Source organism: Pseudomonas macauensis (assembly GCF_047902425.1).
Classification (GTDB): domain Bacteria; phylum Pseudomonadota; class Gammaproteobacteria; order Pseudomonadales; family Pseudomonadaceae; genus Pseudomonas.
On sequence record NZ_CP138377.1, the window covers coordinates 25471 to 43192 of the forward strand.

The 17722-nt window shown below is 67.2% G+C and carries 17 protein-coding genes; 8 read left to right on the plus strand and 9 right to left on the minus strand.

What is annotated here, in order from left to right; genetic code table 11:
• Positions 1–6: 6 nt before the first annotated feature.
• The gene (locus tag SD196_RS00120) at positions 7–1386 is read left to right on the plus strand and encodes an aspartate aminotransferase family protein (RefSeq protein WP_416310930.1); all 1380 of its coding nucleotides are present in this window, start codon (positions 7–9) and stop codon (positions 1384–1386) included.
• A 149-nt stretch (positions 1387–1535) separates the two neighbouring features.
• Here SD196_RS00120 and SD196_RS00125 read toward each other — a convergent pair whose 3' ends face one another.
• The 5 genes from SD196_RS00125 to def are packed head-to-tail and all read right to left on the minus strand — an operon-like array spanning position 1536 to position 6099.
• Complete coding sequence (locus SD196_RS00125; RefSeq protein ID WP_416310931.1) at positions 1536–1853, minus strand: tetratricopeptide repeat protein; 318 nt, start codon at positions 1851–1853, stop codon at positions 1536–1538.
• 14 nt (positions 1854–1867) lie between these two features.
• Positions 1868–3241, minus strand: coding sequence for a Trk system potassium transporter TrkA (trkA, locus tag SD196_RS00130; RefSeq protein ID WP_275609475.1), 1374 nt, complete (start codon positions 3239–3241; stop codon positions 1868–1870).
• A gap of 45 nt (positions 3242–3286) precedes the next feature.
• Positions 3287–4597, minus strand: a complete 1311-nt coding sequence (gene rsmB / locus SD196_RS00135; RefSeq protein ID WP_416310932.1) for a 16S rRNA (cytosine(967)-C(5))-methyltransferase RsmB — start codon at positions 4595–4597, stop codon at positions 3287–3289.
• Positions 4594–5538, minus strand: a complete 945-nt coding sequence (gene fmt, locus SD196_RS00140; RefSeq protein ID WP_343575990.1) for a methionyl-tRNA formyltransferase — start codon at positions 5536–5538, stop codon at positions 4594–4596. The genes rsmB and fmt overlap by 4 nt, the downstream gene beginning before the upstream one ends.
• Before the next feature lie 54 nt (positions 5539–5592).
• Entirely contained in the window at positions 5593–6099 is a 507-nt protein-coding gene (gene def / locus SD196_RS00145) for a peptide deformylase (protein WP_207884848.1), read from the minus strand.
• 138 nt (positions 6100–6237) lie between these two features.
• On the opposite strand from def, the gene SD196_RS00150 reads away from it, so the two are divergent.
• From SD196_RS00150 to SD196_RS00160, 3 genes are all read left to right on the plus strand, one after another.
• On the plus strand, positions 6238–7263 hold the full coding sequence (locus tag SD196_RS00150; RefSeq protein WP_275609478.1) for a LysM peptidoglycan-binding domain-containing protein: 1026 nt from the start codon (positions 6238–6240) through the stop codon (positions 7261–7263).
• A gap of 139 nt (positions 7264–7402) precedes the next feature.
• Positions 7403–8497 carry a DNA-processing protein DprA gene (gene dprA, locus SD196_RS00155; RefSeq protein ID WP_416310933.1) on the plus strand — a complete coding sequence of 365 codons (1095 nt, stop codon included), beginning with the start codon at positions 7403–7405 and terminating at the stop codon, positions 8495–8497.
• Between the two features lie 41 nt (positions 8498–8538).
• Entirely contained in the window at positions 8539–9096 is a 558-nt protein-coding gene (locus tag SD196_RS00160; protein WP_275609480.1) for an L-threonylcarbamoyladenylate synthase, read from the plus strand.
• A gap of 99 nt (positions 9097–9195) precedes the next feature.
• On the opposite strand, the gene SD196_RS00165 is transcribed toward SD196_RS00160, so the two are convergent.
• Complete coding sequence (locus SD196_RS00165; RefSeq protein ID WP_416310934.1) at positions 9196–10173, minus strand: NADPH:quinone reductase; 978 nt, start codon at positions 10171–10173, stop codon at positions 9196–9198.
• A gap of 173 nt (positions 10174–10346) precedes the next feature.
• Between SD196_RS00165 and hemF the strand changes: the two genes are divergently transcribed.
• Positions 10347–11261 (plus strand): oxygen-dependent coproporphyrinogen oxidase, encoded by a 915-nt coding sequence (hemF, locus tag SD196_RS00170; protein ID WP_343576001.1) that lies wholly within the window; start codon positions 10347–10349, stop codon positions 11259–11261.
• A 159-nt stretch (positions 11262–11420) separates the two neighbouring features.
• Positions 11421–12242, plus strand: a complete 822-nt coding sequence (gene aroE, locus SD196_RS00175; RefSeq protein WP_331315181.1) for a shikimate dehydrogenase — start codon at positions 11421–11423, stop codon at positions 12240–12242.
• Between the two features lie 41 nt (positions 12243–12283).
• Here the strand turns inward: aroE and SD196_RS00180 are convergent, their stop codons facing one another.
• Genes SD196_RS00180 through betC form a run of 3 tightly spaced genes read right to left on the minus strand, consistent with a single transcriptional unit; the run spans position 12284 to position 16349 of the window.
• A complete protein-coding gene (locus SD196_RS00180) occupies positions 12284–13843 on the minus strand; it encodes a SulP family inorganic anion transporter (RefSeq protein ID WP_416310935.1) in 1560 nt (519 codons plus the stop codon).
• 7 nt (positions 13844–13850) lie between these two features.
• A complete protein-coding gene (locus SD196_RS00185; RefSeq protein ID WP_275609485.1) occupies positions 13851–14807 on the minus strand; it encodes a choline ABC transporter substrate-binding protein in 957 nt (318 codons plus the stop codon).
• A gap of 33 nt (positions 14808–14840) precedes the next feature.
• The gene (gene betC / locus SD196_RS00190; RefSeq protein WP_416310936.1) at positions 14841–16349 is read right to left on the minus strand and encodes a choline-sulfatase; all 1509 of its coding nucleotides are present in this window, start codon (positions 16347–16349) and stop codon (positions 14841–14843) included.
• A gap of 128 nt (positions 16350–16477) precedes the next feature.
• Here betC and SD196_RS00195 point away from each other — a divergent pair, with 128 nt between their 5' ends.
• Complete coding sequence (locus tag SD196_RS00195) at positions 16478–17374, plus strand: choline sulfate utilization transcriptional regulator (protein ID WP_331315188.1); 897 nt, start codon at positions 16478–16480, stop codon at positions 17372–17374.
• Positions 17371–17709: a DOPA 4,5-dioxygenase family protein gene (locus SD196_RS00200; protein WP_275609488.1), complete on the plus strand. Its 339-nt coding sequence runs from the start codon at positions 17371–17373 to the stop codon at positions 17707–17709. The genes SD196_RS00195 and SD196_RS00200 overlap by 4 nt, the downstream gene beginning before the upstream one ends.
• Positions 17710–17722 lie beyond the last annotated feature (13 nt).

Sequence of the window (17722 nt, forward strand, 5' to 3'; positions counted from 1 at the left end):
ACCGCCATGACCGAATACGCCAAGCTCTTCGAAGACGACCGCGCACACTTCATGCACCCCTCGACCCACGCTCACGATCACGCCAGCGGCGCGCTGCCGGGCCGGATCATCACCGGTGCTTCCGGCGTGCGCATACGCGACCACCAAGGCCGCGAGCTGCTGGACGCCTTCGCCGGCCTGTACTGCGTGAACATCGGCTACGGCCGCACCGAAGTCGCCGATGCGATCCATGCACAGGCCACGCAGCTGGCCTACTACCACACTTATGTGGGGCACTCTTCCGAGGCGATCATCGAGCTGTCCACGCGGATCATCCGCGACTGGGCGCCGGCCGGCATGAAGAAGGTCTACTACGGCCTCTCCGGCTCCGACGCCAACGAAACCCAGGTCAAGCTGGTGCGCTACTACAACAACGTGCTGGGCCGGCCGCAGAAGAAAAAGATCATCTCCCGCCAGCGCGGCTACCACGGCTCGGGCATCGTCACCGGCAGCCTCACGGGGCTGGCGAGCTTCCACCAGCACTTCGACCTGCCGGTGGAAGGCGTCAAGCACACGCTCTGCCCGCACTTCTACAAGGCGCCGGCCGGCATGGACGAGGCGACCTTCGTCCGCTACTGCGCCCAGGAGCTGGAAAACCTGATCCTCGCCGAAGGCCCGGACAGCGTGGCCGCGTTCATCGGCGAGCCGGTGATGGGCACTGGCGGCATCATCGTCCCGCCCAAGGGCTACTGGGAGGCGATCCAGGCGGTGCTGGCGAAGTACGACGTGCTGCTGATCGCCGATGAAGTGGTCTGCGCCTTCGGCCGCGTAGGCGACAAGATGGGCAGCCAGCGCTATGGCATGCGTCCGGATCTGATCACCACGGCCAAGGGCCTGACCAGCGCCTACGCGCCGCTCTCGGCGGTGATCGTCGGCGAGAAGGTGTGGGACGTGATCGACAGCGCATCGACCCGCGAAGGCGCCATGGGCCACGGCTGGACCTACTCCGGCCACCCGATCTGCGCGGCGGCGGCATTGGCCAACCTGAACATTCTCGAGCGGGAGAACATCACCGCCAATGCGGCGGAGGTCGGCGGCTACCTCAATCAGCAGCTGCGCCAGACTTTCGAAGGCCATCCGCTGGTGGGCGAGGTGCGTGGCGACGGCATGCTGGCGGCGCTGGAGTTCATGGCCAACCGCGAGGCGCGCACGCCGTTCGACCCGGCGCTGAAGGTCGGCCCGAAGGTCTCGGCGGCCTGCCTGGAACGCGGCATGATCGCCCGCGCCATGCCCCACGGCGACATCCTCGGCTTCGCCCCACCGCTGGTGCTGACCCGCGCCGAGGCGGACGAGATCGTCGGCATCGCCAAGGCGGCAGTGGATGCGGTGGCCGCCGAAGTTCTTTAACGCGCGGCCTGCTTTTCTGTAGGAGCGAGCTTGCTCGCGAACACCTCGCACCAGCTCCGGTGTCATGCGGTTCGCGAGCAAGGGCTAGGCGCCCCCCTCGGTCCTACAAGTAATCTCGTCCTTCGAGGCAGGCGGATGAAAAAGGGCGCTTACGCGCCCTTTGTCTTGTCCAGCTTGCGCAGGAACACCGTCATCTCCTTCTCCGCCTGCTTGTCGCCGTGGGCCTGGGCGGCGGCCAGGCCGTCGGTCCAGGCGGCGCGGGCACCGTCCAGGTCGCCCTCGGCCTGCAGCGCCTTGCCCAGCAGCTTCCAGGCGGCGGAGTACTTCGGGTCCTGCTCCACGCAGCGGCGCAGGTGCTCGACGGCTTTCGCCGCATCGCCGGCATCCAGGTAACCCTTGCCCAGGCCGAAGCGCAGCAGCGGGTTGTCCACGCCCTTGGCGAGCATCTTTTCCAGGCCTTCGAGCATGTCGGGGCTCCTTCTCAGAAGAACGTCAGACCGGCCTGGAACAGCCGCTCGACGTCACGGATGCGCTTCTTGTCCACCACGAAGAGGATCACGTGGTCACCGGTTTCGATCACTGTTTCGCCGTGGGCGATCAGCACGTCGTCGTCGCGGATCACCGCGCCGATGGTGGTGCCCGGCGGCAGGTGCACGTCACTGATCTTGCGGCCGATCACCTTGCTCGACTTGGCGTCGCCGTGGGCGACCACCTCGATGGCCTCCGCAGCGCCCCGGCGCAGCGAGTGCACGCTCTCGATGTCGCCGCGGCGCACGTGGGTCAGAAGGGTGCCGATGGTGGCCAGCTGCGGGCTGATGGCGATGTCGATATCGCCGCTCTGCACCAGGTCCACGTAGGCGGGGTTGTTGATCAGCGTCATCACCTTGCGCGCGCCCAGGCGCTTGGCCAGCAGCGAGGACATGATGTTCGCCTCGTCGTCGTTGGTCAGGGCGAGGAACAGGTCGGTGTCGCCGATGTTCTCTTCCAGCAGCAGGTCGCGGTCGGAGGCGCTGCCCTGGAGCACGATGGTGCTGTCCAGGTGGTCGGACAGGTGCCGGCAGCGCGCCGGGTTCATCTCGATGATCTTCACCTGGTAGCGGCTTTCGATGGCCTCGGCCAGGCGCTCGCCGATGTTGCCGCCGCCGGCGATGATGATCCGCTTGTAGCTGTCTTCCAGGCGGCGCATCTCGCCCATCACCGCGCGGATGTGGGCCTTGGCGGCGATGAAGAACACCTCGTCGTCGGCCTCGATCACGGTGTCGCCCTGGGGGATGATCGGCCGGTTGCGCCGGTAGATCGCCGCCACGCGGGTATCGGCGTTGGGCATGTGCTCGCGCAGCTGGCGCAGCTCCTGCCCCACCAGCGGGCCGCCGTAGTAGGCGCGGATGCCCACCAGCTGCGCCTTGCCCTCGGCGAAGTCGATTACCTGCAGGGCGCCGGGGTATTCCACCAGGCGCTTGATGTAGTTGGTCACCACCTGCTCGGGACTGATCAGCACGTCCACCGGGATCGCTTCGTTGTCGAACAGCCCGGCGCGAGTCAGGTAGGCTGCCTCACGCACACGGGCGATGCGCGTCGGCGTGTTGAACAGGGTGTAGGCGACCTGGCAGGCCACCATGTTCACTTCGTCGCTGTTGGTCACCGCCACCAGCATGTCCGCGTCGTCGGCGCCGGCCTGGCGCAGCACGGTGGGGAACGAGGCTTTGCCCTGGACGGTGCGGATGTCGAGGCGGTCGTTGAGGTCGCGCAGGCGTTCGCCGTCGGTGTCGACCACGGTGATGTCGTTGGCTTCGCTGGCCAGATGCTCGGCCAGAGTGCCGCCGACCTGGCCGGCGCCGAGGATGATGATCTTCATGGAGCGGGGTGCTTTCCGTTTCGATCCGTTGGGAGTCGGCGCCTGTTACTTCGCCGAAATCTTGATCAGCTTGGCATAGTAGAAGCCGTCATGCCCCTTCTCCTGGGGGAACAATTGGCGGCCATGGTGCTGCTTGATGCCCCAGGGGCCGGGCAGGTCCAGCTCGCGGGCACCGGGGGTGCGACCAAGGAACGCGGCGATCTGCTCGCTGTTTTCCCGGGGCATCACCGAGCAGGTCGCGTAGACCAGCACGCCACCGACTTCGAGGGTCGCCCACAGCGCATCGAGCAGTTCGCCCTGCAGTTGCGCCAGTGCTTCGATGTCGTCGGCGGTGCGGGTCAGCTTGATGTCCGGATGGCGGCGGATCACCCCGGTGGCGGAACAGGGAGCGTCCAGCAGGATGCGCTGGAAGGATTTGCCGTCCCACCAGGTGGCGGTGTCGCGGGCGTCGGCGGCGATCAACTGGGCATCCAGCTGCAGGCGCGCGAGGTTCTCGCGCACGCGCACCAGGCGGCTTTCCTCCAGGTCCACTGCCACTACGCCGGCCAGCGCGGGCTCGGCTTCCATCAGGTGGCAGGTCTTGCCGCCGGGGGCGCAGCAGGCGTCCAGCACGCGCTGGTTGGGCGCCAGCTCCAGCAGGTCGGCGGCCAGTTGCGCGGCTTCATCCTGCACGCTGACGCGGCCTTCGGCGAAGCCCGGCAGCTCGCGCACATCGCAGGGCTGCACGAGGTTGATGCCGTCGCGGCTGAACTCGCAGGCCACGGCTTCGAAGCCGATGCGGTTGAGCTCTTCCAGATAGGCATCGCGGCTGCCGTGGCGGCGATTCACCCGCAGGGTCATCGGCGGGTGGGCGTTGTTGGCGGCGCAGATGGCTTCGAACTGCTCGGGCCAGGATTTCTTCAGGGCTTTCTGCAGCCAGCGCGGATGCGCCAGGCGCGCCGCCGGGTCCTTGTCGACCTCGGCCAGCAGGGTTTCGCTCTCGCGCTGGGCGCGGCGCAGCACGGCGTTGAGCAGGCCCTTGGCCCAGGGCTTCTTCAGCTTGTCCGCGCAGCCGACGGTCTCGCCGATGGCCGCGTGCGGCGGAATGCGGGTGTAGAGCAACTGGTACAGGCCGACCAGCAGCAGCGCCTCGACATCGCGGTCGCCGACCTTGAACGGCTTCTGCAGCAGGCGCGCGGCGAGGGTGGACAGGCGTGGCTGCCAGCGGGCGGCGCCGAAGGCCAGCTCCTGCACCAGGCCGCGGTCGCGCGGTTCGACGTTTTCCAGTTGGGTCGGCAGCGAACTGCCCAGCGAGGCGCGGCCGGCGAGTACGGCGGCCAGGGCGCGGGCCGCCGCCAGACGGGGATTGGTGCTCATGCGCCCAGCACCTGGCCGGCGGCGAATTGCTCGCGGCGGCTGTTGAACAGGTCGGCGAAGGCCAGCGGCTTGCCGCCGGGCAGTTGCAGGCGGGTCAGCAGCAGTGCGCCTTCACCGCAGGCGACCAGCAGGCCGTCGCGGCTGGCGTCGAGGATCCTGCCGGGCTCGCCCTTGCCCTGCGCGGGCTTGGCGCCGAGCACTTTCAGCGCGGCATCGCCCAGGGTGGTGTGGCAGACCGGCCAGGGCGTGAAGGCGCGGATGCGGCGCTCCAGTTCGTCGGCCGGGCGCGACCAGTCGATGCGTGCCTCTTCCTTGTTCAGCTTGTGCGCGTAGGTGGCCAGGGCATCGTCCTGCACTTCGCCCTCGAGCGTGCCGGCGGCGAGACCGGCAATGGCCTCGACCACGGCTTTCGGGCCGAGTTCGGCCAGACGGTCATGCAGGCTGCCGCCAGTATCCTCGGCGGAAATCGGCGTGCTGACCTTGAGCAGCATCGGCCCGGTGTCCAGGCCGGCTTCCATCTGCATCACGGTGACACCGCTTTCGGCATCGCCCGCTTCTACCGCGCGCTGGATCGGCGCGGCGCCGCGCCAGCGCGGCAGCAGGGAGGCGTGGCTGTTGATGCAGCCCAGGCGCGGGATGTCCAGCACCACCTGCGGCAGGATCAGCCCGTAGGCCACCACCACCATCAGGTCCGGCTTGAGCGCCGCGAGTTCAGCCTGGGCGGCCGGGTCGCGCAGGGTCGGCGGCTGCAGCACGGTCAGGCCGTTCTCCAGGGCGAGCTGCTTGACCGGGCTGGGCATCAGCTTCTGGCCGCGGCCGGCCGGACGGTCCGGCTGGGTGTAGACGGCGACGATCTCGTGCGGCGTATCGAGCAGGGCCTTGAGGTGCTCGGCGGCGAATTCCGGGGTGCCGGCGAAGACGATGCGCAGTGCTTGGCTCATATCGGGCTCTTCAAAAAGAAAAGGCTTGCCGGGGCAAGCCTTTGGGGATGGGGGTTACGCCTGTTGCCGATGCTGCTTTTCCAGCTTCTTGCGGATGCGGTCGCGCTTGAGGTTGGACAGGTAATCGACGAACAGCTTGCCGTTCAGGTGATCGCACTCGTGCTGGATGCACACGGCGAGCAGGTCCTCGGCGATTTCCTCGAAGGGCTTGCCGTCGCGATCCAGCGCCTTGATGCGCACGCGCAGGGGACGGTCTACATTTTCGTAGAAGCCGGGAACCGACAGGCAACCTTCCTGGTACGGACCTTTCTCTTCGGTCAGCTCTTCCAGCTCGGGATTGATGAACACGCGCGGCTCGGATTTGTCCTCGGAGAGGTCCATCACGATGATCTGCTTGTGCACGTTCACCTGGGTGGCGGCCAGGCCGATGCCGGGGGCCTCGTACATGGTCTCGAACATGTCGTCGATCAGCTGGCGAACGCTGTCATCGACCTCCGTGACCGGCTTGGCGATCGTGCGCAGGCGCGGATCGGGGAATTCGAGAATGTTCAGAATGGCCATATGCGTTTGTGATGCACTTGTGGAATAAAGTCAAAATCGACTGCTAATATGCTGAGCAGCATCGAAAAACGGCTGGAAAGCGCGGTAGGGGCGGCTTCCAGGCGTTTCATGTGTACACATAATAAAGGGATTCACCGCATGAGGAAAACACTACTCGCCCTGCTGCTGCTGGCCGCAGGCGGGGTGGCTCAAGCTGCCGTGCAGCTCAAGGAAGGCCACCCGGACCGCTATACCGTAGTGAAAGGCGACACCCTCTGGGACATCTCCGGCAAGTTCCTCAGCAAGCCTTGGAAGTGGCCGGAAATCTGGCACGTGAATCCGCAGATCCAGAACCCGCACCTGATCTATCCGGGCGACGTGCTGAGTCTGGTGTACATCGATGGCCAGCCGCGCCTGATGCTCAACCGCGGTGAGTCGCGCGGCACCATCAAGCTGTCGCCGCGGGTGCGCAGCACCCCGATCGCCGAAGCGATCCCGACCATTCCGCTGGACAAGATCAACGCCTTCCTGCTCTCCAACCGCATCGTCGATGACGAAACCGCGTTCACCAGCGCACCCTATGTGGTCGCCGGCGACCAGGAGAGCGTGATCAGCGGCGCCGGCGATCGCGCCTACGCCCGCGGCAACGCGCTGTCCGAAGAGAACAGCTACGGCATCTTCCGCCAGGCCAAGGTCTACTCCAACCCCGAGACCGGCGAAGTGCTGGGCATCGACGCCATGGACGTCGGCGGTGCCAACGTCACCGCGAAGGAAGGCGACGTTGCGACCCTCCAGCTGACCCGTACCACCCAGGAAGTCCGTCCGGGCGACCGCCTGTTCCCCACCGAGGAGCGCGCGATCACCTCGACCTTCATGCCCAGCGAGCCGACCACCCCGGTCAAGGGCACCATCATCGACGTGCCGCGCGGCGTGACCCAGATCGGCAAGTACGACGTGGTGACCATCGACAAGGGCTCTCGCGACGGTCTGGCCGAAGGCAACGTGCTGGCGATCTACAAGCTGGGCGAAACCGTGCGCGACCGCGTCACCGATGACATGGTGAAGATCCCGGACGAGCGCTCGGGCCTGCTGATGATCTTCCGCACCTACAACCGACTGAGCTATGGCCTGGTGCTGACCGCCAGCCGTTCGCTGGAAGTGAACGACAAGGTGCAGAACCCCTGAGTTCAGCCCCTGGCTGAAGAAAACCCCGCTTCGGCGGGGTTTTTTATGGGTGTGTTTCGGAACGGTCCGACTGCGGTGGCGCGTCTTGGACGGCAAAGTCTGAGCGAACTCTTCCCGCTCGCCGCAAAGGACTGCCGCCATGCCCGTCGATGTCTCCCCTGCCGAAGCCGAGGCGCGCCTGCGCTTGCATGCCCTGCCTGAGCTGGGCCCCAGGCGCTTCCGGCGCCTGATGTCGGCATTCGGCTCGGCCTCCGCTGCCCTGAGCGCCCCCGCCGCCGCCTGGCGCTCCCTGGGGTTGCCGCAGGAATCCGCCGAGCGGCGCCGGGATGCCGGCATCCGCGAGCAGGCAGCCACCGCGCTGCGTTGGCTGGACGACCCCGCTCACCATCTGCTGGCCTGGGACGACCCCGCCTACCCCGCGCTGCTGGCCGAGCTGGTGGACGCACCGCCGCTGCTGTTCGTGGCCGGCGACGTGGCATTGCTGGAGCGTCCGCAGCTGGCCATGGTGGGCAGCCGGCGAGCCAGCAGGCCGGGGCTCGATACCGCGCGGGCCTTTGCCCGCAGCCTGGCCGGCGGCGGCTTCGTCATCACCAGTGGCCTGGCGCTGGGCATCGACGGCGCCGCCCACGAAGGCGCGCTGGACGCCGCCGGAGGGACCGTCGCCGTGCTCGGCACCGGCCTTGAGCATCTCTACCCGCGCAGGCATGTCGGCCTGGCGCAGCGCATCATCGAGCAGGGTGGCGCGCTGGTCTCGGAACTGCCGCTGCACAGCCCGCCACAGGCGGCGAACTTTCCCCGGCGCAATCGCATCATCAGTGGCCTGTCGCTGGGCGTGCTGGTGGTGGAGGCCAGTCCTTCCAGTGGCTCGTTGATCACCGCCCGTCTCGCGGCGGAACAGGGGCGCGAGGTCTATGCCATTCCCGGATCGATCCACCATCCCGGTGCGCGCGGCTGTCACGAATTGATCCGCCAGGGCGCTTCGCTGGTGGAAAGCGTCGACCACATCCTCGAGGGCCTGCGCGGCTGGACCCGGCCAGCCGCGCCTGCGGCATCGCGGGAGCGCGAACCCGCGCATCCCCTTCTCGACCTCCTGCGCGCCGCCCCGCAGAGCAGCGAACAGCTGGCGCTGGGCAGCGGCATGGAGCTGCCTGACGTGCTGGTGGCGCTGACCGAACTGGAGCTGGACGGACGGGTGGCCTGCGAGGCCGGCGTCTGGGTGCATCGTGCCCCCTGAGCACGTAAACTGCCGCGCATCGCAGATCCGAGGAGTTCCCGATGTACAGCAACTGGCGTACCCAGCGCATGGCCCAGGTCGTGCGCGATGGCGGTGTGATCGCTTACCCGACCGAAGCCGTCTGGGGGCTGGGTTGTGACCCGTGGAACGCCGACGCGGTGTACCGCCTGCTGGCGATCAAGGCGCGTCCGGTGGAGAAGGGCCTGATCGTGGTGGCCGCCGACATCGACCAGTTCGACTTCCTGCTGGACGACCTGCCGGACGCCTGGCGGGAGAAGCTGGCCGCCAGTTGGCCCGGCCCGAACACCTGGCTGGTGCCGCACCAGGACCGCCTGCCCGAGTGGGTGACCGGCCAACACGACACCGTTGCTCTGCGCGTCAGCGACCATCCGCTGGTGCGCGAGCTGTGTCTCCATACCGGCCCGCTGATCTCCACCTCCGCCAACCCTGCCGGCCGTCCGGCCGCGCGTACGCGCCTGCGCATCGAGCAGTACTTCCATGATGAGCTGGATGGGGTGCTCGGCGGCGCCCTGGGCGGGCGCCGCAATCCGAGCCTGATTCGCGATCTGCGGACCGGCGAGACCGTTCGTCCGTCGTAAGCCGGATAAGAGGGTGTAATGCGGTTCGCGAGCAAGCTCGCTCCTACAGACGCGCTTTTCGTAGGAGCGAGCTTGCTCGCGAACGCTCTTCTGCCCTGATCAGGGCAACAGGATCGTCGATCCGGTCGTGCGCCGCGCCGCCAGCTCGGTTTGCGCCTTGGCGGCATCGGCCAGGGCGAAGCGCTGGTTGATCTCCACCTTCACCTTGCCGCTGGTGATCATGCCGAACAGGTCGTCGGCCATCGCCTGCAAGCGTTCCGGCGTATTGGCGTAGCCGAACAGCGTCGGGCGGGTGACGTAGAGCGAGCCCTTCTGCGACAGGATGCCCAGGTTCACTCCGTCCACCGGGCCGGAGGCATTGCCGAAGCTCACCACCAGGCCGCGCTGGGCGGTGCAGTCCAGCGAGGTCAGCCAGGTGTCCTTGCCCACCGAGTCGTAGACCACCGGGCACTTCTTGCCCTCGGTCAGCGCCAGCACGCGTTCCACCACGTTCTCGTGGCTGTAGTCGATGGTCGCCCAGGCGCCGTGGGATTTCGCCAGCTCCGCCTTGGCGGCCGAGCTGACCGTGCCGATCAGGTGTGCGCCGATGGCCTTGGCCCACTGGCAGGCGATCAACCCGACGCCGCCGGCCGCCGCGTGCCAGAGGATGGTCTGGCCGGGCTGCACGTTGTAGGTCTGGCGCAGCAGGTACTGCACGGTAAGGCCCTTGAGCATCACCGCGGCGGCCTGTTCGAAGGTGATCGCGTCCGGCAGCTTCACCACGTTCGCCGCCGGCAGCATGTGCAGCTCGCTGTAGGCGCCCAGCGGCCCGGTGGCGTAGCCGACACGGTCGCCCACCTTCACATTGGTCACCGCGCTGCCGATGGCTTCCACCTCGCCGGCGCCTTCGGTGCCCACACCCGAAGGCATCGTCGGCGCGGGGTACAGACCGCTGCGGTAGTAGGTATCGATGAAATTCAGGCCGATGGCGCGGTTACGCACGCGCACCTCGTTGGGGCCGGGTTCGGCCGGGGTGTAATCGACCAGTTCTAGGACTTCCGGGCCGCCGGTCTTGGCGAATTGAACACGCTTGGCCATGTCGCTCTCCTGCAATGCGCGAGGCTGGCGCCCCGCTGGGGAAAAGACCTTCATCCAAGCCGCCGGCTTGACGGCCGTCAAGACCAGCTTTGCCGACGGGGGTGGTATGCTTGCGCCCCACATTCTGCTCCGGCCCGCGCCACGCGTGGCTTTCCCGCTCCAAGGTGATTCTCGTGACCGACCGCATCGAGGCCGTGAAGGCCTACCTGCTCGACCTGCAAGACCGCATCTGCGCCGCACTCGAAGCCGAGGACGGCAGCGCCCGCTTCGTCGAGGACGCCTGGGAGCGTCCGGCCGGCGGTGGTGGACGGACACGGGTGATCGGCGATGGCGCGTTGATCGAGAAGGGCGGTGTGAACTTCTCCCACGTCTTCGGCGCCGGCCTGCCGCCGAGCGCCAGCGCGCACCGTCCGGAACTGGCGGGGCGCGGTTTCCAGGCGCTCGGCGTGTCGCTGGTGATCCACCCGACCAACCCCCACGTGCCGACCTCCCACGCCAACGTGCGCTTCTTCATCGCCGAGAAGGAAGGTGAAGAGGCTGTGTGGTGGTTCGGCGGCGGCTTCGACCTGACGCCCTACTACGCCCATGAGGAAGACTGCGTGCTCTGGCACCAGGTCGCCCGCGACGCCTGTGCGCCCTTCGGCGAGGACGTCTACCCGCGCTACAAGGAATGGTGCGACCGCTACTTCCACATCAAGCACCGCAACGAACCGCGCGGTGTGGGCGGCCTGTTCTTCGACGACCTGAACCAGTGGGACTTCGACACCAGCTTCGCCTTCCTGCGCGCCATCGGCGATGCCTACATCGACGCCTACCTGCCCATCGTGCGCAAGCGCAAGAACACCCCGTACACCGAACAGCAGCGCGAGTTCCAGGCCTTCCGCCGCGGTCGCTACGTGGAGTTCAACCTGGTCTACGACCGTGGCACCCTGTTCGGCCTGCAGTCGGGTGGGCGTACCGAGTCGATCCTCATGTCGCTGCCGCCGCAGGTGCGCTGGGGCTATGACTGGAAGCCGGAGCCGGGCAGCGAAGAGGCGCGGTTGACTGAGTATTTCCTCACCGATCGGGACTGGCTGGGGCAGGCCTGACCCTCCTCTTTTGGGCGGTTCGCGAGCAAGCTCGCTACAAAAGCCTGCGAGCCGGGTCGCTCTTCGTAGGAGCGAGCTTGCTCGCGAACCCGCCTGGCACGACGGCGGAAAAACCGGCAAGCTCTCCGCCCTTCCGATCCTCTCGTCCCAGGACTTTCCATGGACCGCTACTGCGTCTTCGGCAACCCCATCGGCCACAGCAAATCGCCGCAGATCCACCGCCTGTTCGCCGAGCAGACCGGCCAGACGCTGACCTATGACGCGCGGCTGGCGCCGCTGGACGACTTCGCCGGGAATGCCCGCGAGTTCTTCGAAGAGGGCCTGGGCGGCAACGTCACCGTACCGTTCAAGGAAGACGCCTACCGCCTGGCCTCCGAGCTGACCGAGCGCGCGCGCCGGGCCGGCGCGGTGAACACCCTGAAGAAGCTCGACGGCGGCAGACTGCTGGGCGACAACACCGACGGCGCCGGGCTGACCCGCGACCTGACGGTGAACCACGGCGTCGTGCTGCGCGGCGCGCGCATCCTGGTGTTGGGTGCTGGCGGCGCGGTACGCGGCATTCTCGAACCCTTCCTCGCCGAGCAGCCGGCGTGCATCGTCATCGCCAACCGCACGGCGTCGAAGGCTCAACAGCTGGCGGAAGAGTTCAAGGATCTGGGGACGGTCAGTGGCGGCGGTTTCGACCTGCGCGATGAGCCGTTCGACCTGATCGTCAACGGCACCTCGGCCTCCCTGGCTGGCGAGTTGCCGCCCATCGATCCGGCGTTGATCCAGCCGGGGCATACCGTCTGCTACGACATGATGTACGGCAAGGACGTGACCGCGTTCAACCGATGGGCCGCCAAGCACGGCGCGGCGCGTTGCATCGATGGGTTGGGCATGCTGGTGGAGCAGGCGGCGGAAGCCTTCCTGCTGTGGCGCGGCGTGCGGCCGGATTCGGCGCCGGTCCTCGATGAGTTGCGCCGTCAGCTGAAGGGCTGAGCACCGATTCGCGAGCGGGCTCCTACAGATGAAGCCCGGCTCTATTCCTCGACCTGCAAAGCCCCGCCCTTCCCCATCTGTTTCTCCAGCTCCGCGCGCACCCGTGGCCGCGCGTTGCGCAGTACCAGGCTGCGCCCTTCGCTGGCGAGGCGGCGGGCTTCCTGCTGGAGCATCTGCGCGCCGGCGAAGTCGATGAAGTTCACGTGGTGGGCATCCAGCACCAGACGTTCGCTGCGGCTGTGCTGCATCCGTTTCTGCAGGTAATCGCAGGCGCCGAAGAAGATCGAACCTTCGATGCGCAGCACTTCTTCGTCTTCCCTCTCCCACTGCTGCACGCGTGGCTGCGAGGTGCGCTTTAGGTAGAAGAACAGCGAAGCCAGTACACCCGCATAGACAGCGTTCTGCAGCGGCAGCAGCAGGGTCGCGGCGAGGGTCAGCAGCATCACCAGGGATTCTGCGCGGCTGCCTTTCCACAGTGCGCGCAGGGCCGGGCGATCGACGAGGTTCCAGCAGATCAGCAGGATGCCGGCGGCCATGGCCGGCAGTGGGATGTGGTTGATCAATCCGGCGCCGGCCACCGCCAGCAGCGCTACCCACAGCGCCGAGAAGACCCCGGCCAGCGGCGTGCGTGCGCCGGCGTCCTGGTTCAGCCCGGAGCGGGTGAAAGAGCCGGCGGACAGCGTGCCCGACAGCCAGGGCCCGATCAGGTTGGACAGCCCCTGTGCACGCACCTCCTGGTTGGCATCCAGCACCTGGTGCGAACGCGCGGCCAGCGCGCGGGCGATGGACAGGCTCGTCACCAGCCCGAGCATGCCGCAGGCCACGGCGGCGGGCAGCAACTGGGCGATGGCGGAGAGATCGAACGACAGCGAACTCAGCGGCGGCAGCGCGCTGCGAAATGCGGCGACCTTGGCCACCTCGGCAAAGGTCGCCGGCATCGCCCAGACCAGCGCGCTGGCGCCGAACAGACCGACCAACAGCGCCGGCCCGCGTCGCCACAGGCGCTTCACCAGCAGGCTCAGCGCGAGGCTGAACACGCCGACCAGCAACGAAGGTCCATGGAAATCCTGCAGCTTCCACCACAGTGCGGCGGCACTGGTCAGCGCCGTGCCCTGCCCGCTCGCGGTGATGCCCAGCAGATAGGGCAGCTGGCCGATGACGATCACCAGCGCCGCGCCGCAGGTGAAACCGAGCAGCACCGAGTGCGAGACGAAGTTCACCAGCACGCCGAAGCGCAGCATCCCCAGCAGCCACTGGAACAGCCCGGCGAGGAAGGTCAGCAGCAGCGTGTACTGGATGAACTGCGCGCTGCCTGGCGTGGCCAAGGGTGCGATAGCGGTGAACAGCACCACCGAGATCGCCGCCGTCGGCCCGCCGACCATGTGTTTCGACGAACCCCACAGGCAGGCGATCAGCACCGGTAGCATCGCCGCATAGAGCCCGTATTCGGCTGGCAAGCCTGCGATCAGCGCGTAGGCCATGGACTGCGGCAGGGCGAGCACCGCGCTGGAGAGGCCGACGCCCAGGTCACGACGCAGGTCGCGCCCCGTGACCTGCGGCAGCCAGGCGAGGAACGGCAACAGGCGGATCAGGCGCTCCATCGCCGGCCTACAGCTTGGCCTTCACGGCGGCCAGGGCGTCGCCGCCGTCGCGGGTCTTCACGCCGGCCAGCCACTGGTCGAGGCGCTGCGGGTTGGCCTTGATCCAGGCCTTCACCGCGTCGGGGTTCTTCACATTCTTCTCCAGCACCTCGGCCATGATGGCGTTCTCCATCGTCAGGTCGAAGGACAGGTTCGCCAGCAACTTGCCGCTGTTCGGGCACTGCTCGCTGTAGCCGTTGCGGGTGACGGTGAACACGCTGCCGGTGCTGCCGAAGTATTTCTCGCCGCCGGTGAGGTACTTCATGTCGTACTTCACGTTCATCGGGTGCGGCGTCCAGCCGAGGAACACCACCCAGCGCTCGCGCTTCACCGCGCGACCGACCTCGGCGAGCATCGCCTGCTCGCTGGACTCCACCAGTTTCCAGTCGCCCAGGCCGAACTCGTCACCCGTGATCATCTTCTGGATCGACAGGTTGGCCGGCGCGCCGGAGCCGATGCCGTAGACCTTCCTGTTGAACTGGTCGGCGTGCCTGTCCAGGTCGGCGAAGGTCTTCACCCCGGCGTTCCACACGTAGGTCGGCACGGCCAGGGTGAACTCGGTGCCCTGCAGGTTCTTCGCCAGCTGGGTGACCTGCTTGCTGGCGATGAACTGGTCATGGAAGCCCTGCTGCGCCGGCATCCAGTTACCGAGGAAAGCGTCCACCTGACCGTCGCGCAGGCCGCCGTAGGTGATGGGTACCGAGAGGGTATCGATCTTCACGGTGTAGCCCAGACCTTCGAGCAGGAAGGCGGCCACGCCGTTGGTCACCGCGATGTCGGTCCAGCCCGGATCGGCCAGCTTCACCGTAGCGCAGGCTTCATCTTCAGCCCGGGCCAGCGGACCGCCCAGCGCGAGCGCGCCGGCCAGCAATAACGCGGATGCATCTCGTGCGGTGAAGCGTCGTACGGTGAATAGCTTGTTCATGCTCCCATCCCCTTCGGCTTGTTGTGGTTGTCGTTACGGTTGCGGATAGCGGGCGCGGCGCTCCAGATCGTCGAGGTCGATGTGGTTGCGCATGTACTGCTGGCTGGCGTCGACCATGGGCTGGTGGTCCCAGCTTTTGAGCGTGCCGCGGGTCAGCGCGTCGGCCACCAGCCGGCGGCGGCGCTGGCTGGCCAGCACCCGTTCGGTGATGGCCGGGATATCCCAGCGCGCCCGGGCTTCGTGCAGCAGTGTGCGAGCCAGCTCGGCGTGGGCCGGGGAGTCCATGAGGTTCTCCAGCTCGCGCGGATCGTTGGCCAGGTCGAAGAGCAGGCACCGGTCCTGCTCGGAGTAGATGAACTTGAAGTCGCCGCGGCGGATCATCATCAGCGGGCTGACGGTGCCTTCGGCGGTGTACTCGCCGATCACCTCGTCGTGGCCGCCGGTGCCTTGCAGGTGCGGCAGCAGCGAGCGGCCGTCCAGTTCGAGGCCTGCTTCCACCTGGCCGCCGGCCAGTTCCACCAGGGTCGGCAGCAGGTCCACCGTGGACACCGACTGGCTGACCCGATGTGGGGCGAAACGCTTGGGCGCGTGCACCAGCAGCGGCACGCGGGCGGCCATCTCGAACCAGTGCATCTTGTACCAGAGGCCGCGCTCGCCCAGCATGTCGCCGTGGTCGCCGGAGAACAGGATCAGCGTGTCTTCACTGAGACCACAATCCTCCAGGGTGCGCAGCAGTGCGCCGATCTGCGCATCGACGTAGCTGCAGGCGCCGAAGTAGGCGCGGCGGGCGGCGCGCACCTTCTCCTCGGGCATTTCCTGCCCCCACAGGTCGATCACCTTCAGCAGCCGCTGGGAGTGTGGGTCCTGTTCGCTTTGGTCGATCTGCACGGAGGGCAGCGGGATGTCCTCGTCGCGGTACAGGTCCCAGTATTCGCGGGGGATGGTGTAGGGGTCGTGCGGGTGGGTCATGGACACGGTGAGGCAGAACGGCTGCTCGGGGTGTTCACGCACATGGTCGTAGAGGTACTGGCGCGCCTTGAACACCACTTCCTCGTCGAAATCGAGCTGGTTGGTGCGCACGCACGGGCCGGCCTGCAGCACCGAGGACATGTTGTGGTACCAGCTCGGGCGCACGTCCGGCTCGTCCCAGTTCACCGCCCAGCCGTAGTCGGCGGGGTAGATGTCGCTGGTCAGGCGTTCCTCGTAGCCGTGCAACTGGTCCGGGCCGCAGAAGTGCATCTTGCCCGACAGCGCGGTGCGGTAGCCCAGGCGGCGCAGGTAGTGCGCGTAGGTGGGGATGTCGGCGGCAAAGTCCGCAGCGTTGTCCCAGGCGCCGATCTTCGTCGGCAGTTGGCCGCTCACCAGGGTGAAGCGCGAGGGCGCGCAGAGCGGACTGTTGCAGTAGGCCGAGTCGAACACCACGCCTTCGCTGGCGAGGCGCGAGAGGTTGGGCAGCTTGATCGGCGACTGGGCGTCGTAGAAGGGCAGGAGCGGCGCGGCCATCTGGTCGGCCATGATGAAGAGGATGTTCGGGCGCTTCATGGCGTGGGCTTATCCTGTTGGCGCTGTTATGGGATAGTGCTGGGGTTCAGTCTCTTCCCGGCGAAAACTGGGGTAAAGCGCATGCTGGAACATGCTTCGGATAACACAGGCTTATGTGAGGGCGTGGCGTGAGCGTGCCGCTGGAACTGCTGCGCGTGTTCGAAGCCGCGGCGCGTCTGCTCAGCTTTACCGCCGCTGCCGGCGAGCTGGGCACCACCCAGCCGGCGGTCAGCCAGCAGATCAAACGGCTGGAAAAGCTGCTGGCGGTACGGCTGTTCGACCGTATCCACCGCGGCATCGCCCTCACGGAAAGTGGACAGGTGCTGCAGCAGCACGTTCAGGCGGGGTTGGAGAGCATCGACGCCGGTATCGCCGCGGTCACCGCGAAGAACCCCCATGAAGTGCTGCAGGTCGCCACCGACTTCGCCTTCGCCGCCTACTGGCTGATGCCGCGCCTGCCGCGCTTCCGCCAGGCGCACCCGGAGCTGGATGTCGGCCTGATCAGCAGCGACCGCAGTCCCGTTTCCCTGCGCAGCGACATCGACGTCGCCATCGCCTTCGGTGATGGCCGCTTCAAACATGGCGAGGCGCTGCGGCTGTTCAGCGAGGAAGTCTTTCCGGTGTGCAGCCCCAGGCTGGTCGAGGGGCGCGACCTGCCGTTGTCGCCCGAGGCGCTGACCGGCCTGCCGCTGCTGCACCTCAAGCCCGAGGCGCACAGCCGCTGGTTCGACTGGGCCGGCGTTTACCGCGCATTGGGCATCGAAGGGGCTCCTGCTCCCGCCGGGCTACGCTTCGACAACTACACACTGCTGGTACAGGCGGCCATCGCCGGGCAGGGTGTGGCCATCGGCTGGCGGCACCTGGTCGACGAACTGCTGGAACAGGGGTTACTGTGCCGGCCCATCGCCGAAACGGTGGAATCGCGCTTCGGCTATTACGCCGTACTGCCCGAGCGCAAGCGCCGCATGCGCCTGGTGCAGCGCTTTGTTGACTGGTTGCAGGCGGAACTGGAGCTGGACCGATGAACGACACCCCGATCAAGGATTTCCACGCCCACGTCTATTTCGACGCGAGCAGTATCGAGCGCGCCCGCGCGTTGTGCGAGGAAGCGGCGCGCCGTTTCGGCGCGAAGATGGGCCGCGTCCATGAACGCCCGGTCGGCCCGCACCCGGACTGGAGCTGCCAGCTCGCCTTCGACAACGCCACCTTCGCTACCCTGGTGCCGTGGTTGGCGCTGAACCGCGACGGCCTGGTGGTCTTCGTCCATCCCAACACCGGCGATGACCTGCGCGATCACCGCGACCACGGCATCTGGATGGGCGCGGTGCGGCCGCTGGACCTGTCGCAGTTCACGAGCTGACACCTTTTTGCAT

Bases quoted from the DNA above. Each gene is read 5' to 3' on its own strand.
- fmt (WP_343575990.1), bottom strand. From the start codon at position 5,538: ATGAGCCAAGCACTGCGCATCGTCTTCGCCGGCACCCCGGAATTCGCC.
- betC (WP_416310936.1), bottom strand. From the start codon at position 16,349: ATGAAGCGCCCGAACATCCTCTTCATCATGGCCGACCAGATGGCCGCG.
- def (WP_207884848.1), bottom strand. From the start codon at position 6,099: ATGGCCATTCTGAACATTCTCGAATTCCCCGATCCGCGCCTGCGCACG.
- SD196_RS00120 (WP_416310930.1), top strand. From the start codon at position 7: ATGACCGAATACGCCAAGCTCTTCGAAGACGACCGCGCACACTTCATG.
- SD196_RS00180 (WP_416310935.1), bottom strand. From the start codon at position 13,843: ATGGAGCGCCTGATCCGCCTGTTGCCGTTCCTCGCCTGGCTGCCGCAG.
- rsmB (WP_416310932.1), bottom strand. From the start codon at position 4,597: ATGAGCACCAATCCCCGTCTGGCGGCGGCCCGCGCCCTGGCCGCCGTA.
- trkA (WP_275609475.1), bottom strand. From the start codon at position 3,241: ATGAAGATCATCATCCTCGGCGCCGGCCAGGTCGGCGGCACTCTGGCC.
- SD196_RS00185 (WP_275609485.1), bottom strand. From the start codon at position 14,807: ATGAACAAGCTATTCACCGTACGACGCTTCACCGCACGAGATGCATCC.
- SD196_RS00200 (WP_275609488.1), top strand. From the start codon at position 17,371: ATGAACGACACCCCGATCAAGGATTTCCACGCCCACGTCTATTTCGAC.
- SD196_RS00160 (WP_275609480.1), top strand. From the start codon at position 8,539: ATGTACAGCAACTGGCGTACCCAGCGCATGGCCCAGGTCGTGCGCGAT.
- SD196_RS00165 (WP_416310934.1), bottom strand. From the start codon at position 10,173: ATGGCCAAGCGTGTTCAATTCGCCAAGACCGGCGGCCCGGAAGTCCTA.
- dprA (WP_416310933.1), top strand. From the start codon at position 7,403: ATGCCCGTCGATGTCTCCCCTGCCGAAGCCGAGGCGCGCCTGCGCTTG.
- aroE (WP_331315181.1), top strand. From the start codon at position 11,421: ATGGACCGCTACTGCGTCTTCGGCAACCCCATCGGCCACAGCAAATCG.
- SD196_RS00125 (WP_416310931.1), bottom strand. From the start codon at position 1,853: ATGCTCGAAGGCCTGGAAAAGATGCTCGCCAAGGGCGTGGACAACCCG.
- SD196_RS00150 (WP_275609478.1), top strand. From the start codon at position 6,238: ATGAGGAAAACACTACTCGCCCTGCTGCTGCTGGCCGCAGGCGGGGTG.